The 24435-nt window shown below is 66.4% G+C and carries 24 protein-coding genes and 1 pseudogene; 11 read left to right on the forward strand and 14 right to left on the reverse strand.

Features of this window, described 5'->3' with window-relative positions:
- The 3 genes from MJ785_RS05970 to MJ785_RS05980 form a co-directional block, all read right to left on the reverse strand.
- Positions 1–322 (reverse strand): Hpt domain-containing protein (locus MJ785_RS05970; RefSeq protein WP_239380154.1); only part of this gene is annotated, 322 nt, incomplete at its 3' end.
- Positions 310–690, reverse strand: coding sequence for a response regulator (locus MJ785_RS05975; RefSeq protein ID WP_239307990.1), 381 nt, complete (start codon positions 688–690; stop codon positions 310–312). The genes MJ785_RS05970 and MJ785_RS05975, both read right to left, overlap by 13 nt.
- A 102-nt stretch (positions 691–792) precedes the next feature.
- Positions 793–3654, reverse strand: coding sequence for a response regulator (locus tag MJ785_RS05980; protein ID WP_239380155.1), 2862 nt, complete (start codon positions 3652–3654; stop codon positions 793–795).
- A gap of 738 nt (positions 3655–4392) precedes the next feature.
- Between MJ785_RS05980 and MJ785_RS05985 the strand changes: the two genes are divergently transcribed.
- From MJ785_RS05985 to MJ785_RS21905, 4 genes are all read left to right on the forward strand, one after another.
- Positions 4393–4659, forward strand: coding sequence for a hypothetical protein (locus MJ785_RS05985; RefSeq protein WP_239307992.1), 267 nt, complete (start codon positions 4393–4395; stop codon positions 4657–4659).
- 256 nt (positions 4660–4915) lie between these two features.
- Positions 4916–5068 carry a hypothetical protein gene (locus MJ785_RS05990; protein WP_239307993.1) on the forward strand — a complete coding sequence of 51 codons (153 nt, stop codon included), beginning with the start codon at positions 4916–4918 and terminating at the stop codon, positions 5066–5068.
- Complete coding sequence (locus MJ785_RS05995; RefSeq protein WP_239347927.1) at positions 5068–5313, forward strand: hypothetical protein; 246 nt, start codon at positions 5068–5070, stop codon at positions 5311–5313. The genes MJ785_RS05990 and MJ785_RS05995 overlap by 1 nt, the downstream gene beginning before the upstream one ends.
- A gap of 114 nt (positions 5314–5427) precedes the next feature.
- Positions 5428–6051 (forward strand): pentapeptide repeat-containing protein, encoded by a 624-nt coding sequence (locus MJ785_RS21905; protein ID WP_255724334.1) that lies wholly within the window; start codon positions 5428–5430, stop codon positions 6049–6051.
- A gap of 16 nt (positions 6052–6067) precedes the next feature.
- On the opposite strand, the gene amcB is transcribed toward MJ785_RS21905, so the two are convergent.
- From amcB to MJ785_RS06015, 4 genes are all read right to left on the reverse strand, one after another.
- The gene (gene amcB / locus MJ785_RS06005) at positions 6068–7300 is read right to left on the reverse strand and encodes a cyclophane-forming radical SAM peptide maturase AmcB (protein ID WP_305039906.1); all 1233 of its coding nucleotides are present in this window, start codon (positions 7298–7300) and stop codon (positions 6068–6070) included.
- Between the two features lie 114 nt (positions 7301–7414).
- On the reverse strand, positions 7415–8812 hold the full coding sequence (locus tag MJ785_RS06010) for a hypothetical protein (protein WP_239307997.1): 1398 nt from the start codon (positions 8810–8812) through the stop codon (positions 7415–7417).
- A 531-nt stretch (positions 8813–9343) separates the two neighbouring features.
- Entirely contained in the window at positions 9344–9472 is a 129-nt protein-coding gene (locus MJ785_RS21910) for a hypothetical protein (protein ID WP_255727594.1), read from the reverse strand.
- A 275-nt stretch (positions 9473–9747) separates the two neighbouring features.
- The gene (locus tag MJ785_RS06015) at positions 9748–10182 is read right to left on the reverse strand and encodes a VOC family protein (RefSeq protein ID WP_370652876.1); all 435 of its coding nucleotides are present in this window, start codon (positions 10180–10182) and stop codon (positions 9748–9750) included.
- Between the two features lie 115 nt (positions 10183–10297).
- Here MJ785_RS06015 and MJ785_RS06020 point away from each other — a divergent pair, with 115 nt between their 5' ends.
- The 3 genes from MJ785_RS06020 to MJ785_RS21915 are packed head-to-tail and all read left to right on the forward strand — an operon-like array spanning position 10298 to position 13843.
- Positions 10298–11974 carry an FAD-dependent oxidoreductase gene (locus tag MJ785_RS06020; protein ID WP_239308021.1) on the forward strand — a complete coding sequence of 559 codons (1677 nt, stop codon included), beginning with the start codon at positions 10298–10300 and terminating at the stop codon, positions 11972–11974.
- On the forward strand, positions 11971–13437 hold the full coding sequence (locus MJ785_RS06025) for a sensor histidine kinase (RefSeq protein WP_239380157.1): 1467 nt from the start codon (positions 11971–11973) through the stop codon (positions 13435–13437). The genes MJ785_RS06020 and MJ785_RS06025 overlap by 4 nt, the downstream gene beginning before the upstream one ends.
- A gap of 52 nt (positions 13438–13489) precedes the next feature.
- Positions 13490–13843: a UBP-type zinc finger domain-containing protein gene (locus MJ785_RS21915; protein WP_255720424.1), complete on the forward strand. Its 354-nt coding sequence runs from the start codon at positions 13490–13492 to the stop codon at positions 13841–13843.
- 133 nt (positions 13844–13976) lie between these two features.
- On the opposite strand, the gene MJ785_RS06035 is transcribed toward MJ785_RS21915, so the two are convergent.
- The 3 genes from MJ785_RS06035 to MJ785_RS06045 all read right to left on the reverse strand — a co-directional run bounded on the left by MJ785_RS06035 (position 13977) and on the right by MJ785_RS06045 (position 15991).
- Positions 13977–14267 carry a type II toxin-antitoxin system PemK/MazF family toxin gene (locus tag MJ785_RS06035; protein WP_255727595.1) on the reverse strand — a complete coding sequence of 97 codons (291 nt, stop codon included), beginning with the start codon at positions 14265–14267 and terminating at the stop codon, positions 13977–13979.
- 24 nt (positions 14268–14291) lie between these two features.
- Positions 14292–14798, reverse strand: a complete 507-nt coding sequence (locus MJ785_RS06040; RefSeq protein ID WP_239380159.1) for a hypothetical protein — start codon at positions 14796–14798, stop codon at positions 14292–14294.
- A gap of 236 nt (positions 14799–15034) precedes the next feature.
- Complete coding sequence (locus tag MJ785_RS06045) at positions 15035–15991, reverse strand: DNA-processing protein DprA (protein WP_239308001.1); 957 nt, start codon at positions 15989–15991, stop codon at positions 15035–15037.
- Positions 15992–16088: 97 nt separating this feature from the next.
- On the opposite strand from MJ785_RS06045, the gene MJ785_RS06050 reads away from it, so the two are divergent.
- From MJ785_RS06050 to MJ785_RS06060, 3 genes and pseudogenes are all read left to right on the forward strand, one after another.
- Positions 16089–16409 (forward strand): type II toxin-antitoxin system Phd/YefM family antitoxin, encoded by a 321-nt coding sequence (locus MJ785_RS06050; RefSeq protein ID WP_239380160.1) that lies wholly within the window; start codon positions 16089–16091, stop codon positions 16407–16409.
- Between the two features lie 42 nt (positions 16410–16451).
- Positions 16452–16712 (forward strand): annotated as a pseudogene (locus MJ785_RS22145) (hypothetical protein); the annotation flags it as partial.
- A gap of 140 nt (positions 16713–16852) precedes the next feature.
- Complete coding sequence (locus MJ785_RS06060; protein WP_370651397.1) at positions 16853–18316, forward strand: ATP-binding protein; 1464 nt, start codon at positions 16853–16855, stop codon at positions 18314–18316.
- Between the two features lie 304 nt (positions 18317–18620).
- On the opposite strand, the gene MJ785_RS06065 is transcribed toward MJ785_RS06060, so the two are convergent.
- The 4 genes from MJ785_RS06065 to MJ785_RS06080 all read right to left on the reverse strand — a co-directional run bounded on the left by MJ785_RS06065 (position 18621) and on the right by MJ785_RS06080 (position 22382).
- Positions 18621–19910 (reverse strand): ROK family transcriptional regulator, encoded by a 1290-nt coding sequence (locus tag MJ785_RS06065; protein ID WP_370651394.1) that lies wholly within the window; start codon positions 19908–19910, stop codon positions 18621–18623.
- 196 nt (positions 19911–20106) lie between these two features.
- Positions 20107–20187, reverse strand: coding sequence for a putative leader peptide (locus MJ785_RS22150; RefSeq protein ID WP_370651398.1), 81 nt, complete (start codon positions 20185–20187; stop codon positions 20107–20109).
- A gap of 308 nt (positions 20188–20495) precedes the next feature.
- Complete coding sequence (locus MJ785_RS06075) at positions 20496–21401, reverse strand: TauD/TfdA family dioxygenase (protein ID WP_239308006.1); 906 nt, start codon at positions 21399–21401, stop codon at positions 20496–20498.
- Positions 21402–21446: 45 nt separating this feature from the next.
- A complete protein-coding gene (locus tag MJ785_RS06080; RefSeq protein WP_239308007.1) occupies positions 21447–22382 on the reverse strand; it encodes a TauD/TfdA family dioxygenase in 936 nt (311 codons plus the stop codon).
- A gap of 943 nt (positions 22383–23325) precedes the next feature.
- Between MJ785_RS06080 and MJ785_RS06085 the strand changes: the two genes are divergently transcribed.
- Positions 23326–24363 carry an ABC transporter substrate-binding protein gene (locus MJ785_RS06085; RefSeq protein ID WP_239380162.1) on the forward strand — a complete coding sequence of 346 codons (1038 nt, stop codon included), beginning with the start codon at positions 23326–23328 and terminating at the stop codon, positions 24361–24363.
- Positions 24364–24435: the final 72 nt, after the last annotated feature.

The raw sequence follows: 24435 nt of genomic DNA on the forward strand, positions 1-24435 counted from the left end.
GCCGTATCCCCTCGAGCAGGCCGCATCCTCGCAACAGCGCCGCGTGGTCCCGCGGCCCGTCCGCGGCCAACATGCGCTCGAGGTCCCGGGCAAGATCGGAGGCGTGACCGAAACCGAAGGTACCAGCTGATCCAGCGAGTTTGTGCGCCTCGCGTGCGGCGCGTTCCCGGGCCGCCTCGTCGAGGCGGCCCTCCAGCAGCGCGGCGACCGCATCGTCCAACACGTCGATCCGGGCGAGCAGCGCGGGCCCGGCGCGCTCCCAGACCGCCCGCACCGCGCGGGAGACGTCCGCATGCCGGGGAGGCGCGCTCAGTCGGTCCACGCCAGGCAGGCGGCCACCTGGTCCGCCAGGTTCATCGGGTCGAACGGTTTGGTCAGCACGCCGGCGACGTCCTGAGCGGCCCAGCGCTGCCGCTCGCTGCTCTGGACCTTCGCCGTGAGGAAGACGACCGGGATCATCCGGGTCAGCTCCTGTGCCCGCAGCCGCGCCAGCGCCGTCGGACCGTCCATCCCCGGCATCATCACGTCGAGCAGGATCGCGTCGGGACATCGTGCCGCCGCCATGACCAGCGCCTCCTGCCCGCCGCTCGCCGTACTCACCTCCCAGCCGCCGACCATCTCCAGGCTCATCTGGGCCACCTCGCGGATCGCCTCGTCGTCGTCCACGACCAGGATGTGATGAACGCTCACGGTCCTCCCCGCTCATCTCGTAGACCCGTCCCTCCATGCATGCGGAAACCTGGGGCCGCTGGCCGCGCGGCGGCGAACGGATCGCGCCGCCGCCAGCCGCCGTCAGCCCTCCTGCCGATCATCGGCCTGCCGGCCGATGCCCTCCCCGACGGCGGGCTGGGTATCGGTGATCCGGTTGAGCAGTTCGACAACGCGTTGCTCGAACTCCTCCGGCTTGGTGCGGCTCTTGGTCATGAAATGGGTTTCGCCGAGCATCAACCGGCGTCGCTCATCGTCACTCAGGTCCAGCGCCGTATAGACGACGACCGGCACACCACGGAGACGGTCGTCCCGGCGCAGCCGGTCGACCACGCCGAAGCCGTCCAGCTCGGGCAGGTCGAGGTCGAGGACTATCAGTTGCGGCAGCAGACGCTGGCTGAGCTCCACGGCCTCCTCCCCGGTCACCGCGAGGACGGCCGCCAGGCCGCTGCCGGCGAACCTCTCGATGAGGACCTGGCCGAGCCCCTCGTCGTCCTCCACCACGAGGACGCGACGTGGGTGCGGCTGCCCGTCGAGGACTCGCTCGAGAGCCGTGACCAGTTCGCCAAGACCCAACGGCTTGGGTATCCACTCGTCGGCGGCGGGAACAGCGTTGCTGTCGTCCGGGGTGAGCCCGGACAGGATGACAATCGGGACATCCGCGGTCCGCGGCCGTCGTTTCAGCTCGACCGCGGTCTCCCAGCCGTTCAGTCCCGGCATGAGCAGGTCCAGAACGATCACGTTCGGCGGGTCGGCTGTCGCCCGCTCCAGTGCCTCACGCCCCGAGCTGGCCGACACGACGCGGTAGCCCTGATCTACCAGTACCGTGCGCAGGACCTCCAGCAAAGCCGTATCGTCGTCACAGATCAGTACCGACCGTGGCTCACGGCTGTGCGCCATCGGGTGAACCGCCGGTAGCTGGAATGAGAAGGTCGCCCCGCGCCCCGGCTCGCTTTCCGCCCAGATACAGCCGCCGTGCTGTTCCACGATTCCCCGGCAGATCGCCAGCCCCAGCCCGGTGCCGCCCTTCTGCCGGGAATCGGAGGCGTCGATCTGCTCGAACCTGCCGAACACCTTCTCCAGCGCGTCCGCCGGAATCCCGCGGCCTTCGTCGCGGACGCGGAACAACTGGCCGCGGTCCCGCGGCATACTGCTGATCGTCACGGTGCCGCCGCGGGCGGAGAACTTCACGGCGTTGCCGATGAGGTTCGTCAACGTCTGGTTGATCCGGTCCGGGTCCGCCCACACCGCGCCACTGGTCACGTCGGTGCGCAGGATCACCCCTGCTTCGTCGGCGAACGCCGCCAGTTCGGTGACGGCGGCGGCGAGCAGGTCGGCGGCCTCGCAGGTACGCCGCTGCAGCACAAGCCTGCCAGCGGACATCCGTTCGACGTCGAGGATATCGTTGATCAGGCGAATCAGCCGGTCGGTACTGTCCACAGCGACGTCGGTCATCCGCTGTGCCCGCTGCGGAAGACCGCCGAGCACCCCGCCGGCCAGCAGGCCGAGCGCACCGCGGATCGACGTCAGCGGGGTTCGGAGCTCGTGGCTGACGACGGAGATGAACTCGTTACGCATTCGCTCGACTACCCGTCGCTCGGTCACGTCTCGGAACACCACCACCGCGCCGGCGACAACCCCATCATCCATGATCGAAGTCACCGTGTGCTCAGCGGGAAAGGTCGTGCCGTCGGCCCGGCAGTAGTGGATCTCAACCGACGCACCCTGCCTGTCCTCCGAGGGCCGCGCCACAGACGACGCGACCCGGCCATCAGCTGACCGGCCGGCGGCGGCCGGGGCCGTCACGATCAGTTCATGGGGCTGACCGACAACCGCGTCCGCTGTGCTGCCCAACAGGCGCACGGCCGCGTCATTGACGAAGGTGACGCGGCCGTCGACGCCCACGCCATAGATGCCGTCCCCGGCCGAGTTGAGGATCAGCTCCTGTTGACGGGTCAACCGCTCCAGCGCGTTTCGCTGCCGCCCGAGCCCGCGGGTGAGACTGGCGTTGGCGAGGATGGTCAGGACCGCCCGCGCGGTGACGAGCCCGAGCAGAGCGACGCCGAGAGCCGCGAGCAACGGCACATAGGTCCCGCCCGCGTCGCGGAACCCGTTGACAATTCCCCAGCTCAATGCCGCTAGCGCAAGTGGGTACGGCAGGATCTCGACCACCAGCCGCGCGCGGCCCAGCCGGGCGGGGGTGGGTGTGTGCTGTTTCGGCAGGGTGGTCGTGAGCGCCGCGACAGCCGCGAAAGCGATCAGTAGATAGCCGCTGATCCCGACCGCGTCCAAGGCTGTTCCTGTGCTGTTGCGACCGGTCGCCTCGAGATAGTGGTCGCCGACCTCGCCCGTGGCCTGCGCCAGCACTCCCGCGGCGACCAGCACCAGAGGAAGCCGGCCGCCCGGCCGGCCGCGAAACCCCAGCGCCACCACCGCGCCGATAATGACGACGTGGCCGATGATGTGGACGACGGTGATGTGTCGCTCCATGCCGGCGATCGTGTGGGGGCGGTAAATGGGCTTGAGAAACCGTTCCCAGGTCAACAGCAGCACCGCCAACGCAATGATCACTCCATCGATGGCGACACGGGCACGTTCGACCGCCCCCAGGAAACCGTTCGCAAGAACGATCACCGCGGCCAACACGAACGGGACCGCGGCCAGCTCGCCGATGTCCACCGGAAGCGGCGGGGACGAGTCCGTGACCACCAGCGAGACGAACGCGACGACCTGGGCGACGCTCAACGAGGCGACCGCGGCGGCGAGCAGCGCCCAGCCGAGCCGCTCCTGGCCGCGGTGACAGCGGCCGGCATAGGCGCACAGGGCAGCGGCCAGGAGCGACACCGCGACGAAGGCGCTCCGCGAGACGACGCTCCTGGTATAGGCGCCGCCGAAGTCATTAAGATCCCAGCTGGCCAGCGCCACGATGAGGGCGCTGGCCAGCACCACCGCGGATCGCCACACTCCCGCCGCGCTGCCGGACCGCCCACCCGCGGCCTCGGATCCGCGGCCTGTCCCGACCGAAACCTCCGCCGTCTCCGTTTCCGTTTCCGCCTCCGCTCCCGCTCCCGGGCACAGCGCGCCGTCCTTCGACGCGGTCTACCGATCGACCACGGATGCTCCCGATGCCCGGCGACGCAGGAAGGAAACCGCCCGAACCAAGCACTACCCTGAGTCTTCTATCAAGCACTAATGGTTACCTTGATTCGCTCGGATCGCCACCGCAGCGCGAACCAGGGCCCGTAGGCCGGCCCGAGGCGGAGATCCCAGGGCGGAGATCCCAGGGCGACCACCGTCCGCGCGCACTCGACCAGCACCGCCTCGTCGCCCCCACTCGGGACGATGATCACCCCGCAACACCGGCACATCATCAAGATTTTCCGACGCTCGGTGATATTTGGTGATATGCGATGGCCTTCGGTACCGGCGCCGGCCGAGCATCGGGCGCATGACCGCCCGGCCCGACTCCACAAAAAAATTAATCCAATACACCAATAAATCTCATGTGCCAATCAAGACCATAGCGGCCGTACTGGACAACGCCCGGCCAAACACCTGTGTGAGCTGCGCAAATGTACCGGCACACCGTAAAAGTTGACCGGCTACGCACGCACTACCTATCCTTCGAACATAAACCCGTTCCAGCTTGATATTGGTTAAGCTGGCAGCTCAGAAGGAGTATCTATGAAGACAGCTTCCATGTTTACCGTCAAGCCAGTTTTGATGTTGCTGATCGCGACGCTCCTTGCCGTCGGTGCGCTAGTCGCAACTCCGGCGCTGACGGGCAGCACATCGACATTCCATCTGGCCGAGGACGAATCCGCGTTTTTCGTACCCTCTATCGCGGAAGATGATGTGAAAAAAATGAAAGAAAACGAATGGAAGGAACCGATCCACAGACATCCATATGGTCCAGAATGGGACCTCCGTAGCAAGATTTCGTCAAAGTAGCTATGACTGTATGTAACAATGCTCGCATGTCGGGATGGGGGGTTGGGGCCGCAGTGTGTAGGTGTCCCCAAAGGTTCGAGGCCTCCCCAGGGACGGTGAGACGGCGGGCTGCCGGTCACGAAGAGCGACTGGAACTGTGGGGCTGTCGGGGTGCGACACACGAGGCCGAGGTTATTGCTTAGAGGCACGACTCCTGATGATCTTTGGGTATCTCATCCCATGGGTCCCCAAGAGTCGGTCAGGTAGCCCCGGCGGGGTGCAGGTGATGGTGGGCCCGAACGCGCCGCTGGATGTGGCGGGCAAGTGGTGGGACTCGCTGACGCTGGCGGGCACGATGGCTGCCCTGTGGTACCGGGCTCAGGTCTCCGGGTTCCCGGGTGGTCGGCACCGTCGGGACGGGGGCCGGTGATGGCCGGCGGCGTGGTGCGGGCGCTGAGCTGCACGCGGCACACCGGTCCCGGGGACGGCGCCGAACAGCGGGAGGTCTTCAGCTCGGCGTGTGTGGCGCGGGGCTGGTCGGCTGGGGGTGCAGTGCGTGAGTTCGGGTCGAGGCTGCGGGCCTGGTGGGCGGCGCTGGGGCTGGTACAGGCGGGCCGGTATGACGTGGTGGTGGTCGACAGCATCGACCGGCTTGAAAGACGAAAAGAACGTTAGCGACGGCGATCACAAAACGGGCCAAGATCATGATCTGACACCTTCCGGATGCCTACCCGCACTGCCTCTATGCTGACGTCCGTGGACTTCAGGGATGTGGGCGAGCGGCGGCAGATGCGGCGGCCATCGATAGAGGTTGACGAGCTAGAAGACGCTTCAACTGGCTTGAGGGGCCAATTTGATCTAGATGGTCTTCGGCTGACAGGCGAGCAGTCTGGCGTCCGTGGCGAAGGAAGTATTTCTCGCTCCATTCTGTCGGGAAGTGAACTTTCGGATGCCAGCCTCGGGCCCCTTAGCTGCACCGATGTTCGATTTGAGGGTGTGGACCTCTCTAACTCTTCCTGGACTGGCGCTGGCATGCGCAGGGTCGAGTTCGCGGGATGTCGAGCGGTGGGCTGGTCGGCTCAATTTGAGCGCGTCGAAGATGTCGCGTTCACTGACTGTCGACTGGACTACTGCTCATGGGTGACAGAAAATAGCTCGGGTTTGGTGCTGTTCGAGGGATGCACTTTCCGGGATGCCGAGTTCGGCGGACGCATGGACAAGTTTATCTTCCGCGGCTGCAAGCTAGCCGGCGTACGTTTCGACGCGACGTCTGCCGTACAGTGCGACCTTCGGGATGCCGAGATCCATGGTATGCATGGCCTTGCCACGATGCGCGGCGCTAGAATCGGCCTGCACCAAGCTAGCGAAGCCGGTGTGATTCTCGCGGAAGACATCGGACTTTCGATTGAATAAGGGGTGGGAGCTGAATCTACTTCTTCTTCCCCTTCTTGTTCCAGTTGTCCCAGCTCGGGCTGTTGTCGAATTTTGTCGCTTTTTTACCCCAATTGTCCCAGCTCGGGCGGTTGTCGAACTTTTGGGAAGATGCTCCCTGCTCGGGAGGGCTCGGCCAGTCCTCGACGAATTCGCGGATGGATCCGCCGACTGCCTCCATCAGTAGGATCTTGCTATTTCGGCAGTAGCTTGTCTCCGTGCTGTCCAGGCGGCCGTGTTCAAAGTATCGATTTGCGGCGTGACCTCCGCGGCAGAAGTCAAAGAGTCGACACGATTCGCGACACTCCTCGACTCCGCGGGCGTAGTCGAGAACCCAACTCGATCGCCAACCACTTAAGATGATGTGGTGGAGTGGGTGTTTCAGCACGTTCCCGCAGGAGAAGCCGCCGTAGTGAGGCGAGGAGTAGCCGGAAAGCTCGGGAGAGTAGAGCGTCACGTTTCCGTCCCATGCGACGGTCGGAAACGGGTCGGTGAGGGGAGACTCGCTGTCCTGACCTGGGGTCAGGGTGTACGCTCTGATGCGCTCAAACTCGCGCACGGGAATTTTTGGGTCGGATTTCCACGCTTCCCACAGTGCTGTCCAGAAGTCGGCGATTGCGTGATCGGTGAAGTGATGGTTCCGGATGTTGACGCCTTCGCGTTCCTCGATGTTGATAGCCAGGGAGCTGGCTCCCAGCGAGAGCGAAAAGGCGTAGAGTTCTTCGGCGCGTTGCGGACTGGGGTCTGAGATCACCGCGATCATGTCGAACGATAGTCCTCGATCCCGAAGAACTTCGACACCGGCAACGATGCGATCGAATGCCTCACGGCCGGCGTAGTCCCGACGTTGCGCGCTCGCGGCTCGGTCACCGTCGATACTGATCCCAATGTGGATATTCCGCTGTTCGAATAGGTCTGCCCACTGCCTGTCGATGAGCGTCGCGTTCGTCTGGATAACGTGTTCGCTCGAAGCCGGAAAGCAATCCATTAGGTGTGTGAAATGTTGAATTCCGGCGGTTAGCGGCTCGCCGCCATGCCAGATGACTTCCGTTTGCTGGAGGTTTTGGAGGCTGTTGAAGATTTCGATTCCTGTCGCGACAGCTCGGGCGACTGACGGGGCCATGAGTTGGCGGGAGCGACGGGCGGGAAGATAGCAGTAAGAGCAGTCAAGATTACACAGGGGTGTCGGTTGCATAACGACACTTGTGATGGTTGCGGGGGCAGGGGGCATCGTCTCTCCTTGCTCTTTTCGCCGTGAACACTGATATCAGTTCGTGCCTGATAGAAAATTACAGCGGTCGGCAAAGGGTAGTTCAGTCATGCGGTGAAGGCTGGGCTATTGCCGCTATCTCGGGAGTGCGCGGATCTGCGCGAATGCTTCGATCTCGGCTGCGGTGTCACGAGCGATGGGTGAGCCGTGGTGGCGTGCCTCACTGAGAGCTGTCTGTACCCGTTGCACGTTGCTAACGATTCCGAATAGCCGGTACTGCGGTGGGATGTCGAGTACCGGCCGGAGGGCCTCGTGGGCTCCGTCTGCGTCACCTTGGCGGGCACGGGCAAGGCTCAGGTCAATGCGGGCGCCTGCGGAGTTGCCGAGTTTGGCTGCACCGGCGGGCGTCTCGCTGAATGCAGTGACGGCGGTCATCGCGGCCTGTTCGGCTGCGGTGGCATCGGGTAGGAGTGACAGGGCGTCGGCTGTGACGAAGAGGCTGTCAGGCATGGACAGCGTGACTTGGCCTCCCATCTCGTCCAGCTCGTCGGGCTGTGTTAGCTCGCCAGCGCGGGCGGCGGCGGCCAGCGCGGCCTGTGCCTCCTCGGCGTTGCCGATGGCGGCTTGGGCACGGGCCTCTCGTAGCGCGCGCCCGATCGCTGATGTGCCGCTCGTGACGGCTGCGTCGGCTGATGCGAGCTGGACGTACCGGAGAGACTCGTGGTGCCATCCAGCCCATCGTGTGATGGAGCACTGCTCGTTGCGGAGCCAGACCCGTAGGCCAGGGTGTCCCGCACGGTCGGCGCAAAGAAGCGCGGTGCGGGTCTGGGTCATGGCCGCATCGATCTGACCGAGATCAAGGCTGGCATGGGCAAGCAGGCCGCAAATGACACCCGTGAGAAAGTAGAGATCGCGTGCTTGATCGGGTTGGGTCGGGCCGTCGAGATAGCGGAAGGCGAAGCGCTGTGTGGCGCTGAGGTCTGGCAGGAGGGCTGGACCGCCGCCGGCAGGGTATGCGCGTGCGATACGGCGCACCTCGTTGTAGAGCAGCGTCACGGCCTCTGGGCCGGCGTCGGCTGCCTGCGCGTGCGCGAAGAAACGAGCGGTGTCGTCAGCGGCCATGAGACTCAGCCCTTCCGGTGCTGCCATATCGGGAGATGAGCCGCGGTGGCTCCTCTCCCTACCAGAGTAGGCAGCAAGGGCGTCGGTCTGCGGTAGGGATGCGCCCGACGTCGGAAGGGCGGGGACACCTGCGGATGAGTCGCGGGACACCCGGGTGGGCGGTGCGAACAGATCATCAACCGGCCGCTGAAAGATCGTTTCCAGTATCAGGCAGGCTGACGGGTACGGGTGGGTCTTGAGTGACCCCGCCATCCAGCGCTTGGCCTGACGCTCTCCCACCTCATCCGCCTTCACCTTGATCGCCTGGGCTGCGGCCGTGTACTCGCGCAGGAAGTCCTGGACGGTCCAATGCCGCTCATGGACGAGCCGAGCAAGCAGCGTGCGGGCGGTATTCACAGGCGGCGGTGTCATGGGCGCGTTCTCTCAGCTTGACGGCGGAGGACGAACAGAGGTGCCTCGCCATGGTGGCCGCACTGGCGAGAATTGTCACGTGACGGGAGCTAGAAGTCACGGAAGGACACCTTGAAGTCCCCGTGTGCCTGATCGGCTCATGCAGACGTCACGAAGAAGGCTGAGAACGGACACTAAGGAGACTCATCTGGACACAGATAGTCATCTGTGGGCGGTTTTGGTCGGGCTTAGGGTCGTCCCCCCGGTTGGGGCCGCGGGGGGTGCGGTGGAGCTGCCCCGATGGCTGGTTCTGACGTGGCTCCCGCGGCGGTCCTGGGTGTGGCTTCGGACCACACATCTGTCCTGTCTGCGCCGGGGGCCGGGCCTGTAGAAATAACGGCTCTGCCAAGATTTCGGTGGTGGCAGAGCCGTTAAGTTGACAGACCCGGTTGGGGGTGGCGACTGACGAGCCGGGGTACCCGTGCCTCGCGCAGCGATGGACGGGGAGCGATGACGCGAGGCGCGTGCCCCAGTCCCGCGACGCCGCGTCCCCTATTGCCGGTCGCGCTTGAGCATCAGGCCGTCGTGGCGAATGAACAGGACCGGGTCCTCGGTAGCGGCGGCCCGGGTCGCCGGATCATCGAGAAACCGTGCCACCCCGTCGGCCCGCGCCCGCAGCACAACCTCGGCCAGGTGCTCTTACCGACCTGGCGGGCACCGTTGACGACCACGACCCGCGTGTCGGACAACACCTCCATGATCAGCTCTACGGCTCGTCTGGGTACATAGTCAGCCGCCCTGCGCACGCAGCGATCATAGCAGCGCCCCTTCGATCCACCGAATGTCGATCTTTCGATCTGCCGAACCATAACCTTTCGATCTGCCGACCTACGATCTTGCGATCTGCCGAACCGGCCAGCCACACCGCACGGCGCATACGACGACACCCCGACCGGTCATCCGGCGGGGAAGTCGGGGACGGTGATCGAGCCGTCCGCCGCGAGCGGGAAGCCCGGGTTGTACGCAATCTCCCAGGCGTGGCCGTCGAGGTCGGTGAAAACTCCCGCATATCCGCCATAAAACGTCTTGGCCGGCGGACGGGTGACCGTGGCCCCTGCCCGCTCCGCCATCGCGACGACATCGTCGACCTCCGCCTCGGACCGAACATTGTGCGCGAGGGCGACGCCGCTGAAGCCACCTGCCGGCCCGTCCATAATACCGCAGTCGCGCGCGAGTTTGTCGCGGCCCCAGAGGACGAACGCGATGCCGCCGGCCTGAAAGAACACGGTCTCTTCGACCTCCTGGCCCTGCCAGCCCAGCCGCTCGTAAAACGCCCGAGCGCGCCGCACGTCAACAACACCCAATGTAATCAAACTAACACGCTGCTCCATTGCTGGAGCGTACTTCGCCAGGGGCGCGGGCCCGGTTACCAGAGCACGTCATCGACGGGCGGCCATGCTCTGACGACGTGCCAGGGACAGGCTATCCGTGCTTGACTGGCTATCCATGACGGCGCCCCGGTCTGCCGTACGTACGGCACTGATCACCGTAGACGATGACCAGAGCGTCTCCCGCGCGGTCAGCCGGGACCTGCGACGGCGGTACGGCGAGAACCACCGGATCATCCGAGCCGATTCGGGCGAACAGGCGCTGGACGCGATGCGTGAGCTCAAGCTGCGCGGTGATCATGTCGCGGTGATCCTGGCCGACTACCGCATGCCACGGATGAACGGCATCGAATTCCTTGAACAGGCGATGGACCTGTTCCCCACAGCTCGGCGGGTGCTGCTGACCGCGTACGCCGACACCGATGCCGCGATCGACGCCATCAACGTCGTCGACCTGGACCACTACCTGCTCAAGCCGTGGGACCCGCCCGAGGAGAAGCTCTACCCGGTCGTGGACGCCCTGCTCGACGCCTGGCACACCACAGACCACCGGCCCGTACCAGAGACCAAGGTCATCGGCCACCGCTGGTCAGCGCGATCGCACGACGTCCGGGACTTCCTCGCCCGCAACCAGGTGCCCTACCGGTGGTACCTCGCCGACGAACCGGAAGGCGAGCGCCTGCTGGCCGCGGCCGGAACGGACGGCACAACCCTCCCCGTCGTGATCACCGAAAACGGCGAGGCACTGGTGGAGCCCACCGACTCGCAGCTCGCCAGCCGGGTCGGCCTCAGCACCGCGCCCGCCGCCGGCTTCTACGACATGATCGTCATCGGCGGGGGCCCGGCAGGCCTGGGCGCGGCCGTGTACGGCGCGTCCGAAGGGCTGCGGACCGTGCTGGTCGAACGGACCGCAACCGGTGGTCAGGCCGGCCAGAGCTCACGGATCGAGAACTACCTCGGCTTCCCCGACGGCGTGTCCGGGGCACAGCTCACCGACCGCGCCCGCCGACAGGCGGCCAAATTCGGCGCCGAGATACTCACCGCCCGTGACGTCGTCGGCCTGGAGGTCAACGGCTCGGGGCGGACCGTGCGCTTCGCCGACGGAGGACAGATCGACGCCCACACCGTCATCCTGGCGACCGGCGTGTCCTACCAGCAGCTGGCGGCTCCCGGCCTGGAGCCGCTGACCGGGCGCGGCGTCTTCTACGGCTCCGCGCTGACCGAGGCGTCCGGCTGCGCGGGACAGGATATCTACATCGTCGGTGGGGCGAACTCCGCCGGGCAGGCCGCGGTGTACTTCGCCCGGCATGCCCGCTCGGTGGTCATGCTGGTCCGCGGCCCGTCGCTGGAAGCGTCCATGTCCCACTACCTCATCGAGCAGATCGCCGGCATCCCGACGATCTCGGTACGGACCTGTACCGAGGTGCTCGCCGGCCACGGCACGCAACACCTGGAGCAGCTGACGATCCGGGACAACACGACCGGTGCCACGGAGACGGTCGACGCGCAGTGGCTGTTCATCTTCATCGGGGCGGCACCGCGCACCGACTGGCTGGACGGTGTGATCGTCCGTGATGGCCGCGGATTCGTCATTGCCGGCCCTGACCTCGTGGTCGACGGCCAACGGCCGCGCGGATGGTCCCTGGACCGGGATCCGTACCACCTCGAGACCAGCGTTCCGGGCGTCTTCGTGGCCGGGGACGCGCGGGCCGAGTCGGTGAAGCGGGTCGCGTCCGCGGTCGGTGAGGGTGCCATGGCCGTCACCCTGGTCCACCGGTATCTGGACAAGCGATGACCGGCCCGGCGCGGAGCGCCCCGTCAGCGGCGTGCGGCCCAGACGAGCTCCGCACGCTGTTCCTGTTCGAGAAACTCACCGAGGACCAGTTGGCCCGGCTGTGCGCGGACGGACGTGTCGAGCTCATCGAATCAGGACCGGTGTACGCCGAAGGCGAGCCTGCCAGCTGCTTCTATGTGCTCATCGAGGGAGCGCTGGTGCTGTCGCGGCGGGTCGGCGCCGACGACGTGGAGATCAGCCGCACGTCCCAGCGCGGTGTGTACGCGGGTGCCTTTCAGGCCTACCTGGGCGACCGCGTCCCGCAGGTCTACACCGCCTCGCTGCGGGTCAGTGAGCCGTCGCGCTTCTTCGTGCTCCCGGCGGACGCGCTGGCGCGGCTGATGCGGGAGTGGTTCCCGATGGCCGTACACATGCTGGAGGGGTTGTTCCTCGGCATGCGGACCACCCAGCAGGCGATCGGTCAGCGGGAGCGGCTGCTGGCGCTGGGCTCGCTGTCCGCCGGGCTCACCCACGAGCTGAACAACCCGGCCGCCGCCGCGGTACGGGCGGCCTCGGCGTTGCGGGAACGGGTCGCCGGGATGCGGCACAAACTCGCTCTGATCGCCTCGGGCCCGTACGACCGGGCCACCCTGGGAATCCTGATCCGGCTGCAGGAGGAGGCGGTGGAGCGGGTCGCGAAGGCACCCGTGCTGACTCCGCTGGAGGCCGGCGACCGGGAGGACGCGGTCACCGACTGGCTCGACGATCACGGTATCGCCGGCGGATGGGATCTCGCCCCGACCTTCGTCCAGGCTGGTCTGGACCTGCCCTGGTTGGAGCAGGTCGCGGGCAGCGTCCCCGACGCGATACGTGAGGGTGCCGTCCGCTGGCTGAACTACACGGTCGAAACCGAGCTGCTCATGAACGAGATCGAGGACTCCACGGCCCGAATTTCCACCCTGGTGGCCGCCGCCAAGCAGTACTCCCAGCTGGACCGTGCGCCGTACCAGCGGGTCGACGTCCACGAGCTGCTGGACAGCACCCTGGTGATGCTCGCCGGCAAGATCGGCGATGGCGTCACCGTTGTCAGGGAGTACGACCGGGCCCTACCGAAGATCCCCGCCTATGCCGCCGAGCTCAACCAGGTCTGGACGAATCTGATCGACAACGCGGTCGCCGCCATGGACGGCGTCGGCACGTTGACCGTGCGCACGGCACCCAGCCAGGACCACCTGGGCGTCGACCACGTGGTCGTCGAGATCGCCGACACCGGGCCGGGCGTGGCACCGGAGATCCGCGACCGGATCTTCGAACCGTTCTTCACCACCAAACCGGTGGGTGCAGGCACCGGTCTTGGCCTGGACATCTCCTGGCGCATCGTGGTCACCAAACACCACGGTGACCTGTCGGTGGAGTCGGTGCCCGGTGACACCCGGTTCCGGGTCCGGCTGCCTGCCGAACCGGCCGATGAACCGGCCGTATGACCGAGTGAGGCACATGACCGGGCGAGGCACATGACCGAAGGGAGCCAGCCAGATGGCTGAGGTGAGCACGATCGACCCGGCTGCGCCACCGAGCGGGACGGGCTGCGCCGAATGCACCGCCGGTAACGGCCCCGGGTGGTGGTTCCATCTGCGCCGCTGCGCCGGCTGTGGTCACATCGGCTGCTGCGACTCCTCCCCCTCCCAGCACGCGAGCGCGCACGCGACCACGACCGGACATCGGTTGATCCGCAGCTTCGAGCCAGGCGAGACCTGGTTCTGGGACTATCAGACCCAGCAGTACTACGACGGGCCGCCGCTGGCGCCGCCCGAGCATCACCCACTGGGCCAACCGACGCCCGGCCCGGCCGGCCGGGTACCCGCCGACTGGCAGGAGCAGCTGCGCTGAGGGCGGCTGCCGTTCGTCGACAAGATCGGCGCGAGTTTGTCGTCAGGTACGCCTATCCGGCCGAAAACCGTACCTGACAACAAACAAACGCCGATCACCGCCTCCATGAAGGGTCACGTTCTGAAAGCCCGGTTCAGAAGTCGATCATCTGGGCCAGCACGGTGCGTACCTCGGCTATCTGCTCGACGTCCAGCCGGTAGAGCGGACCGCGACCGGTGAGCCGGTTGGCCGAGACAGTACGGACCTGTTCAGTGATGGCCCAGCTGGTGGGCTTCCCGGAGATGTCGATCCGGACCCGATGGACCCAGCCAGGCCGCTCCCGAGCGGTCAGCGGAAGGACGCTCACCAGCGCACCACCGGTCAGAGCCAGGTGGAAGCGGGAGGACACCACGAGGGCCAGAGGCTCCTGGCAACAGCGTCTCATCCGGCCCTGGGAGCCCTCGAATCGTCAGCAGTGCGCGCCCGTGTACGGGCATACGTCGGGATCGAAGTTCTCCTTGAGACCTTCGATGAAAAGCTTCGTCGGTTCTCTGCCGGGATCAAGCCATCGCGCCACCGAGAGCCCGGTGACCTGATCGACACCCGCAGCCTTGAGTACGGCGGACGCCGACTGCAAACGCCCTCCGCCGACCCAGGTGTCCTCGAGCAGGAGGACATGGCGAGAGCCGGCGCCGCTGGGAGACAGGACGAAGTGCGCTGGATTGAACGACCGTTTATCACCGACCGTCTCGCTCACGTGCACGGGCACATGTGGGACTCGACCCATGAACTGTGAAGCAATCCGTGCGAGCGGATGCAGGCCCTGTCGGCCAGACAGCGACGGGACGTAGGCCCAGGCGTCCGGGTGCGTGCCGCCGCGGTCCGCGATGCAGTTCCAGTGCGCGACCACGGCGTAGGTCAGAAGAGACGCAACTAGCTGATAGCTCGTGGCACCGCCGCGCTTGTAGGCGTGCATCGTCTGCCCCGACTGCGCCCTCGGCCACGCGTAGGTGACGAATCCGAGGTGATCTGCCAGCCCGACGCTACCTACTCGCTCGGCACACCTATAGCAGGTGGGGAAGCCCGGGTTTGGGATACCTGCGCAGGTGCTGCAAGTAACTCCGGGTACCCATCGCGCATTGCGGAGGAACAAGCTTCCCGTTCTGCCAACGAGGTCGCGGAGTGTGTCAAGAGCGGGCGAGCGGGTGACCATCAGACAGTGATCTGACTGAGAACCGCTTCCAGTCGGCTCGGACGTTCGGCAAGCTCTTCGACCACGGCTCTCACCTCGGCGATCGACGATGCGACGTAGACGTCGGGATGACCGACGAGTTCCCTGCCCCACTGGGTGCTGTTGACGACGAGATCGGTCAGAATCACGGGCCGGCCGTGATGCACCGCCATCCGGGCCTGAATGCGGGCGCCGCTACGCTCCCCCGCCTCAACGACGATCGTGGTGATGCCGTAGCCGGACATCACCGCGTTACGCATCGGAAAGTTGTGCTGCTGAGGCGGCGCATCTGGCCAGAACTGTGACAGCACCAGCCCCGTCTCCGCGATGCGCTCCTGAAGTCCGCGGTTGCCGGCTGGGTAGCACCTGTTGATCCCAGTACCGATGACGGCCACGGTGCGTCCACCGCTGGCAATGGTGGTCTCGTGGGCAGCGGTGTCGATCCCCGCCGCGAGACCGGCAACCACGGTGAGCTCCATCGAAACCAGTGCGTCGGCGATGGACCTGGCCATCTGGAGGCCCCGCTCCGACGCCTCGCGCGAACCCACGACGGAGACGGCCTTGTCGTCGGCAAGCAGGCGGCCGCGGGCAAACAGAAACGGGGGAGCCTCGTGGATGTCGCGGACGCGGGCCGGATAGCACTCATCGACGATCGAGAGGAACTCCAGCCCGGCTGCATGCCAGGCACGGACCTCGCCCCGCGCTTCGTCGAGCAGTGTGGCGTGGTCGTCGTCGCCGAAGAGGCTTTCAGCGACGAGCTGTGCCCGCGCCGCCGCGACGCTCCCGTTCTCCAGGACAACACCGGCGAGCTGGAGCCAGTTGAGCCCGCGCGGTCGCTCTCGAAGCAGCGCGACGAGCTCTGCCTGCTCCTCGATGCCCGGCTGCGCCACGCCGCCAGCGTAGTGGACGCGAGTACCGCGGGATCGTAGTCGCCTCACAATGCAACCGAACATACGTGCGAATATACACCGACATCGCGCTCGTGGACTACCCCGGCCAGTTGACGCTTGACGCTGCGCCTGACGGAAGTCGATCATGTCAGGCATGACAGTTGGGCAGGCATCGATCAACGCTCGCGATCTCAGTCGTCACGCGGCGAGCGTGCTCGACCGCGTCGAGCACGGCGAGCGGCTGGTGGTGACGCGCGGCGGGGAACCGATCGCAGAGATCATCCCTATCGCCCGTACCCAACGCCTGGTCGCCCGCTGGGTACGGGACGGCCTCATCCCTGAACCTCCTCCGGCGGGCTACGCCACGGCCACGGCCGTGGCGAGCGCCGCACAAGGCCTACCCTCGGTCCCGGCGGGCAGGACCGCCACGGACGTTCTGCGCGAAATGCGCGAGGACGAGCGTTAGTGATCTATCTGGATACCAGTGCGGTCGTCAAGCTCCTCCGCCGTGAGACGGAAACGGACACGCTGGTCAAACAATCTCGACGCACACCCCGACCGCGAGTTTCTCACGTCCGCGCTGACCACCGTCGAAGCCGCACGGGCCCTGACCGCGATCGGCCCGGCGGACGTCGCGACCCGTGCCGTCCGCCGGTCGGACCGTATCGAGATCGGCGACAGCACCATCCCCGCCGTGTCGGTGACGGCGACGGTCCTCGACCTCGCGCTCGCTTTGCCCCCAGCGGTTCTCCGCTCGCTGGACGCCATCCATCTGGCCATCGCCCTCCTCGCCGGCGACAACCTCCACCACCTCATCACCTACGACAAGTGCAGTTATCATAGGTCGAGTTCTGCAAGGCGCGCGGACGGGGGATCACTGCGGTGCAGCTGCCGCGCAGGCCGGGCGACATGTTCGACCGGGAGTACGAGTGGACCGCGCTCGCCGCGTTCGCCACCGATCCGGGCGACGGAGCCACGCTCGGTATCGTGTCCGGACGCCGCCGCCAGGGCAAGACCTTCCTCCTGCGGGCGCTGTGCCAGGCGACCGGCGGCTTCTACTTCGCCGCCGACGAAGCCACCGACGGCGAATCGCTCCGCCGGATCGGCGCCGGCCTCGCCGACCACCTCGGCACCCCGGCCCCGCTGGTCTTCGACACCTGGCACTCGGTCGTCGACGCCCTACTCGCACTCGGCCGCGATCGCTGCGTCCCCGTCGTCATCGACGAGTTCCCATACCTGGCCAAGGCCAATCCGGGCCTGCCGTCCGTCATCCAGAACGCACTCGCCCCACTGCGCGCGGAACGGGACAGCAGCCGCACCCGCCTCCTGCTGTGCGGATCAGCCATGTCCTTCATGGGCCGGCTGCTCGGGGGCAACGCGCCACTGCGCGGACGCGCCGGCCTCGAGCTCGTCGTACCGACCCTCGACCACCGCCTCGCCGCCGAATTCTGGAAAATCGACGACCCGGTCACCGCCCTCAAGGTCAACGCGATCGTCGGCGGCACCCCGGCCTACCGCCGAGAATTCGCCCGCGACGACACGCCCGCGGGCCCCGACGACTTCGACCCCTGGGTCACCCGCACTGTGCTCTCCCCCACCAGCCCGCTGTTCCGCGAGGCCCGGTATCTACTCGCCGACGAACCGGACCTGCACGACATCGGTCTGTACCACTCGGTGCTCGCGGCGATCGCGGCCGGTAACAACAACCGCGGCGGCATCGCCTCCTACCTGGGCCGCAAATCCGGTGACCTCGCCCATCCGCTGACCGTCCTCGAGGACTGCGGAATGATCACACGTGAACCCGATGTCTTCAGGAACAACCGGACCAACTTCCGGATCGCCGAGCCACTCCTGGCCTTCTACCACGCGGTGATGCGCCCGATCTGGTCCGACCTTGAACACACCCGCGACGCCACCGGACTATGGCAACGCAGCCAACGCAGCCAACGCAGGTTCGTCGGCAATGTCCTGGGCCCGCACTTCGAACACATCTGCCGCCACTGGACCCGGCATCTGGCACCGGCCGAGCGCTTCGGCGACTACCCCAACCGTGTCGGCGCGGGCACCGTCAACGACCCGGCCAACAAGGCCAGCCACGAACTGGACGTCGTCGCTTTCGGTCTCGACGATGACAACCGGACGCCCCTGATCGCGATCGGCGAGGCGAAGTGGGGCGAAACCATGAGTGTGGGCCATCTCGCCCGGCTCCGCCGGATCCGCGCCCTGCTCGTCGGGCAAGGACGCCTCGGCGCCCAGACCGCGAAACTCACCTGCTACAGCGGCGCCGGATTCAGCGCGGAACTCCGGAGACTCGCCGAGGAGGACACCGACATCATCCTGGTCGGCCTCGACGATCTCTACCGACAGCCCTGACCGGCACAAACCCAGACAGCGGTTCGCCGCCCTCAAGGGTGCATGACCGCAGGTAACGGCGCCGCGGCCGGCTACGCCCCTGGGGGCGGGCCTGCCCCGTGGAGACCCGCGCTCACCAGTCCGGCTGGGCACCCGCGTGCATCTGGCGGGTTTCACATGACCAGGTCTCGTCGCTCATCACAATTGATTTCTCACAATTGATTTCTTGTAGTCCCACTATCACCGAAAATTAGAGCCCCCGGCAATAGAGAAGTGGATCAAGGAGTGGGGCTGGGGTGCGTGCATCGCGAGGCGGCGGAGAGAGTCACCCTGGTGTTGGGCTGCGACCGTCGACAACGACGCGAGATGCGTGCCCCAGCCCCGCTCCTTGATCCGCACCCCTATTGCCGGGCGTTCTTAGGCTTCGTGGGCTGCGATGGACGGCATCGAGCACCGCCGCGCCCGCCGCGACGGCGAGAGCCTGCGGGCCGAAGCTGCTTGGAAGCACCGTGAGCTCAGGGCTGTCGCGCAACCGCGAGTGCGCCGCGATCTCTTCGTACAGGTCGGCCAGCAGCTCCGGCAGGAAGATCGTAGTGCATTCGGTGAGCACGAGCACCTCGGGGTCAATCATGTCCAGGAGCATGGCCACCACACGGCCGACGATGCGAAGACGATCGCGCACGAGCGCCAGCACCCCGGGGTCACCGCGCCGGGCCACCTCCACCAGGCTCGCTATATCCGGGCTTTGGATCAATCCGGCCCGGATGGCCCGGTCCACCAGGGTCTGTTCCGAGATCGCTGCCTGCAGGCAGCCGGAGCGGCCACAGGGGCAGGTCACCGGCACATCCATCAACTGCAGGTGGGCTACATCCCCGGCGCCGCAATGCCGGCCGTGGTGCACTGTGCCGCCAGTGGCAATCGCCGCATCGACGACGTTGCCGACGAACAGGTGCACCAGGCTGCGTCGGGCCCGTGGATCCCCGAACAGGATCTCAGCCTGGGCGAGTGCGCGGGCGTGGCCGTCCACGTAGACCGGCAGGCTCGTCGCCGCGGCGAGTACCTGACGCACCGACACGTCGCGCCAGCCCAGCAGGCTGTGCTCAAGGATGACACCGCGCTGCGGATCCACCCGGCCGCCGGTGACCACGCCCAGGCCGACGGGGCGGCTTCCCCGGCAATGGCGCGCGGTGAAACGGGGGACGTGCTCGCCGATCTGGCGGAGCACCTCGCCGGGCGCGCCGTGGTGGGGCATGTTCTCCTCGGCCAGTACCCGGCCGCGCAGGTCCACCAGGCTGAAGGTGATGAAGGGCACCGCGATGTGCACACCGCAGGCGATGTGGTGTCGGGTGTCGATGTCCAGGGGAACGAAGGGCCGGCCTGCGCGAGGTGGGTCGGTAGGCACCGGCGCCTCCCGCAGCAGCCCGAGCGAGATCATATCCGCGGTCTGCCTCGACACGGCCGCCGGGCTCAGCCCGGTCGCCCGGCCGATGAGGGTACGGGCCACCGGCCCGTGGTCGAGCACGGCGCGCAGGACAGCCGCGGCGGAACCAGTGGTGCCGGGGTGACCCGCGGTGGTGGGCCACGACGGAACCTGGCTCTGTATGTGCACCGGCACGGAATGCCCTCCATACACCGCGGTAGCGCGGAGCCACGGCGCTGCGGTCACGGGCCGCACCGCGGGCGGACGTCGGGGCGCACTCCTCACTCCGCCCGTGGTCGTGAAACCGGCGGAATGCGGCGTGGAGACATCCGGTACGGGCGACAGTTTTCGTGAATGTCGACAATTGGTCACGCCAGATGGCGTGACCCGGTCAGGCCGACGAACAGAGCGCGCTCGCCACTCGACGCAGGTCGATGTGGGCGCGACCGACCAGGAAGATGTGCCCGCACATACCGCTGACCGTAAGCAGATCGACGAAGATTGTCAACTAGCTCAGTGGAAAAACAGAAAAATCCGCCCCGCCATCGGAATGAACCGGTGACGGGGCGGATTGAGAGAGTCGCACCCAGCCAATGAGTATCGGACAGCGACGAAGGAGAGCGCCCGGCAATAGGGATGTGGATCAAGAAGTGGGGCTGGGGTGCGCGCGTCGCGAGGCGGAGGCCCCGGTAGCGGTGTTCTACCGGGGCCGACGACAACGACGCGAGGTGCGTGCCCTGGCCCCGCGACGCCACGTCCCCTATTGCCGGTCGCTCTTCATTACACCGCGACCGGCGTGTAATGCGAGGCGTCGTCACCGTCAATCGCGTAGCTACGCCGGCCGTCCACCCCCACCGGCACACCACCGGCCACGGTCACCCGATGCAACAGACGTGGGAGGTCGCCGTAGTCGTCCACCGCGTAGTGCTGGGTGATCCGATTGTCGAAGAAGGCGAGGTCGCCTGGTGCCCACCGCCAGCGAACGGTGTTCTCCGGCCGGGTCACATAGGTCTGCAACAGGCGGAGGATATCCCGTGACTCGGTCGTGGACAGGCCGACGACACGCTGCGCGAAACCGCCGATGAACAGGCCCCTCTCCCCCGTTTCAGGATGTACGCGGACCACCGGGTGAGCGGTCCGGTACTTCCGGGAGACGAATATCTCCCGAAAGGCCTTCGTCTTCTCCGAATTCGCCGGCGGTATCGCGTAGTCATAGTCGTTGGTGTGCTCCGCCCAGATCCGGTCGGCGAGTTCGCGCAGATCGACGGGCAGGTCCCGGTAGGCGGCCGCGGAGTTCGCGATGAGGGTGTCCCCACCATAGGGCGGGACCACGATGCTGCGCAGCGTGCTCGCGGACGGTGGACTGACGATGAACGTGACATCGGTGTGCCAGTTGTTGGCCCGGCCCTCAGCCGAATCGACCCGCAGCACGTTGGGGCTGCCGTCCAGGGAGGGAACGGTCGGATGCGCCGTGGTGAGCTCGCCGAAACGCGCGGCGAAACGCTGCTGGCTCTCGTCAGCAAGCGTCTGGCCGCGGAAGAACAGTGCCTTGTGCTCCAGCAACGCCGCCCGGAGCAAAGCGATCGTCTCGTCGCCGAGATCGTCGCGAAGGTCCACGCCGAGCACCTCGGCGCCGATGCGTCCAGCGACCCTCCGGACATCGAAATCAGTACCGATGACGGTCATTGTTCTCCTTGATCGATCGTTCGGGTTGACCAGTCGTTCAGGTACTCAGTGCGCGAGAAAAGGCTGCCCGGTGACGAGTTCGGATTGCTGCCCGTCAACGCCGACAGGAATGTCGCCGACGAGGGTGACCCGGTACAGCACCCGGTCGAAGTCGAGATGGCCGAGATCGGACGGCCCGAGATGCGCGGTGGCCCGGTTGTCCCAGAACGCGACGTCTCCCGGCTGCCACCGGAACCTCACCGTGTACTCCGGCCGGGACACCTCCTCGTAGAACAGTTCGAGCAGCCGGCGGCTCTGGCGGGACGAAAATCCGATGATCTCGCTCTCGCCCGCGGTGAAGCTCGGGCTGACGAACAGCGCACGCTCCCCGCTCTCCGGATGGACGCGTACCACCGGGTGGATCGCCAGCAGTGGTTCGGCTGCGACCTTCCTCGCATAGGCCGAGTCGGCGGCGAACAGACGGCGGTTCCCGCCGAAGCTGTGCTTGGCGCGCAGCTGGTCGGCCAGGCTCCGCAGTGGAGCCGGCAGGCCCTCATAGGCCGCGACGAGGTTGGTCCAAGCGGTGTCACCGCCGTACGGCGGGACGATGTCGGCACGCAGGATGGACCCGGCCGGCGGGTTCACCAGCGCCGTGACGTCAGTGTGCCAGCCGTTGTCGTACGTCACCTTCCTCGTGCCGAACTTCGCCTCGTAACGTCGGCTGTCGATGGGCAGGATCTGCGGGAAGCCGGCCGGCGGCTCGTCCTCATAGGGATGGGCGGGTGTGAGCTCACCGAACTTCGCCGCGAAGGCGATCTGCTCGGCGTGGCCGATCGACTGGCCGCGGAAGAAGACGACCTTCCAGCGCAGGAGGGCAGAGCGGATCTCAGCGACGGTCTGGTCGTCGAGATCCTGGCTCAGGTCGACGCCGTGGATCTCAGCCCCGGTGTAACCGGAGAGAGGTCGGACGTCGACCCCCAGTTCGTGTACGACATGCGTCATCGTCAGGTACTCCAGGATCGAGGTGGACCGGTGGCACCGCGCCGAACAGGTCGAGCGGCGCCCGGAGGGAAGAAAATGCGGCGTCTGGACGCGACGGCGCCCGGGCGGAGCCGTCTGCTGCTTCTCGCCCGCGGCCCGGCGGCATCACCCGGAAGCCGGTGATGCGCACAGCCGCGGGGACGGGATCGGCTAACAGCCCCGCGTGGTGACGGGACAAGACGGTAGGCAGGTTGCCTGACAACGGCGTCCAGCCTCGTCCGCGCTCTCGGGCCGCCAGCACCTCACCCGCGCCCATGCGGGGAGTGAGCGCCCGGACGGCAAGCACTCCATTGCGGCCATGGGGCCATGGTCAGTGCCCCTGTGGAGCCAGTCAACGTTTAGCGGAGCGGTGAAAATAATTGGTGCACGGTGCCCTCGGACGGACGACCCATGGTGCCGATCAAGGATGCGCCCGCAGTCCGCCGAGGCGTCGCCAGTGATATAGATCGCCCAGCCGCTTGACAAGCCTTCTTCCCGACCGACATAGTCGTCAATATGCAGGTCAGGCGATTCTCGATCCGGCGGACGGTGGACCACGTCCGCGTCGCCAGCGATCTGTGTCGGTCCTGACCCAGTCCTGCCGTCCTCGGGCATTCATGGTGGACATACCTGTAACCGGCTGACGCTGTGTTCAGCGTGCCCGTCAGTGTTGACGCCACGCCAGGTCCCACAGCCACCGGCACCTGCATACGGCAAGCCGACTGTTTCGTGCGTCGCCGTCACCAACCTGGCGGTAGCTGACTCACGGCCGAGCTGACTTACAGCGGCACGCCGTGCTATCGGCGACCCGGAAACCAACCCGGCCCGCACCGTCCGCCGCATTCCCCACCGCGCAGGCTGACCGTGCCGTCGAGCTGACTGAACCGTACCGACAATTCGCCCATCCTCTTCTGAAGGACGCATCATGTTCCGCACCATCCGCTGGAAATCCAAGACCGTCGGCGTCGCCTCGCTCCTGGCCGTGACGGCCCTGGCGGCAGCGGCCTGCGGCGGTGGCAACAGCGGTGCGAGCGCGGGCAGTGAGCAGACCGAACTGCGCTACCAGGGCTCGGTCGGCCAGGTCACCCCCGCCGAACTTGCCGCGGACCTCGGCTACCTCGGCCCGATCACACTCAAGTGGATCGGCAACACCATCAGCGGACCGCAGGACATCCAGGCCGCCGCCACGGGTGACACCGACTTCGGCGGTGCGTTCAACGGTGCCGTCATCAAGCTGGTAGCCGCCGGCGCCCCGATCAAAGCAGTGATCAGCTACTACGGTGTCGACAAGGACTCCTACATCGGCTATTACGTGCGTGACGGAAGCCCGATCACCTCCGCAAAGGACCTGATCGGCAAGAAGATTGGCATGAACACGCTCGGCGCGCATCTTGAGGCCGTCCTGGACACCTACCTCAAGCAGCAGGGCCTCAGCGCCGACGAGGTCAAACAGGTCGTTCCCACCGTGGTTCCGCCGGTCAACACCGAGCAGGCCCTGCGCGCCGGGCAGATCGACGTCGCCGCACTCGGCGGAATTCTGCGGGACAAGGCGCTGGAGCGAGGAGGGATCCACCCGCTGTTCAGCGACTTCGCGCTCTACGGGACGTTCTCCGCGGGCACCGTGGTATTGCGGAAGGATTTCATCGCGAAGAACCCCAGGACCACGAAGCAGTTTGTCGATGGTGTCGCCAGAGCGCTGGAATGGGCGAAGACGACACCCCGTGCGGAGGTGGTCGCCCGATTCGAGCAGATCATCGACAAACGGGGCCGCCAGGAGGACAAAACCGCGATCAAGTTCTGGAAGAGCTACGGGGTGGCCGGGCAGGGCGGACTCATCCAGGACACGGACTTCACCCGCTGGATCGACTTTCTGCGGGGGCGCGGCGAGCTGAAGAAGGACGTCGCGCTCACCGACCTCTACACCAACGAGTTCAATCCGTTCCGACCTGCCACCGGCTCCTGAGAACGTGTTTGAGATGTCCGCTCCGGCGCTGATCGAACATTCCTTCGCAAACACGTTCCAACCCCGGCGGGC

Origin of the sequence: Protofrankia sp. CiT1 (genome assembly GCF_917627335.1) — a bacterium.
In the GTDB taxonomy this organism is placed as follows: Bacteria; Actinomycetota; Actinomycetes; order Frankiales; family Frankiaceae; genus Protofrankia.

Bases quoted from the DNA above. Each gene is read 5' to 3' on its own strand.
- MJ785_RS05985 (WP_239307992.1), top strand. From the start codon at position 4,393: ATGAAGACAGCTTCCATGTTTACCGTCAAGCCAGTTTTGATGTTGCTG.
- MJ785_RS05995 (WP_239347927.1), top strand. From the start codon at position 5,068: ATGGCCGGCGGCGTGGTGCGGGCGCTGAGCTGCACGCGGCACACCGGT.
- MJ785_RS21905 (WP_255724334.1), top strand. From the start codon at position 5,428: ATGCGGCGGCCATCGATAGAGGTTGACGAGCTAGAAGACGCTTCAACT.
- amcB (WP_305039906.1), bottom strand. From the start codon at position 7,300: ATGCCCCCTGCCCCCGCAACCATCACAAGTGTCGTTATGCAACCGACA.
- MJ785_RS06010 (WP_239307997.1), bottom strand. From the start codon at position 8,812: ATGACACCGCCGCCTGTGAATACCGCCCGCACGCTGCTTGCTCGGCTC.
- MJ785_RS06015 (WP_370652876.1), bottom strand. From the start codon at position 10,182: ATGGAGCAGCGTGTTAGTTTGATTACATTGGGTGTTGTTGACGTGCGG.
- MJ785_RS06020 (WP_239308021.1), top strand. From the start codon at position 10,298: ATGACGGCGCCCCGGTCTGCCGTACGTACGGCACTGATCACCGTAGAC.
- MJ785_RS06025 (WP_239380157.1), top strand. From the start codon at position 11,971: ATGACCGGCCCGGCGCGGAGCGCCCCGTCAGCGGCGTGCGGCCCAGAC.
- MJ785_RS21915 (WP_255720424.1), top strand. From the start codon at position 13,490: ATGGCTGAGGTGAGCACGATCGACCCGGCTGCGCCACCGAGCGGGACG.
- MJ785_RS06035 (WP_255727595.1), bottom strand. From the start codon at position 14,267: ATGAGACGCTGTTGCCAGGAGCCTCTGGCCCTCGTGGTGTCCTCCCGC.
- MJ785_RS06040 (WP_239380159.1), bottom strand. From the start codon at position 14,798: ATGCACGCCTACAAGCGCGGCGGTGCCACGAGCTATCAGCTAGTTGCG.
- MJ785_RS06050 (WP_239380160.1), top strand. From the start codon at position 16,089: ATGTCAGGCATGACAGTTGGGCAGGCATCGATCAACGCTCGCGATCTC.
- MJ785_RS06060 (WP_370651397.1), top strand. From the start codon at position 16,853: ATGTTCGACCGGGAGTACGAGTGGACCGCGCTCGCCGCGTTCGCCACC.
- MJ785_RS22150 (WP_370651398.1), bottom strand. From the start codon at position 20,187: ATGTGCGGGCACATCTTCCTGGTCGGTCGCGCCCACATCGACCTGCGT.
- MJ785_RS06075 (WP_239308006.1), bottom strand. From the start codon at position 21,401: ATGACCGTCATCGGTACTGATTTCGATGTCCGGAGGGTCGCTGGACGC.
- MJ785_RS06080 (WP_239308007.1), bottom strand. From the start codon at position 22,382: ATGACGCATGTCGTACACGAACTGGGGGTCGACGTCCGACCTCTCTCC.
- MJ785_RS06085 (WP_239380162.1), top strand. From the start codon at position 23,326: ATGTTCCGCACCATCCGCTGGAAATCCAAGACCGTCGGCGTCGCCTCG.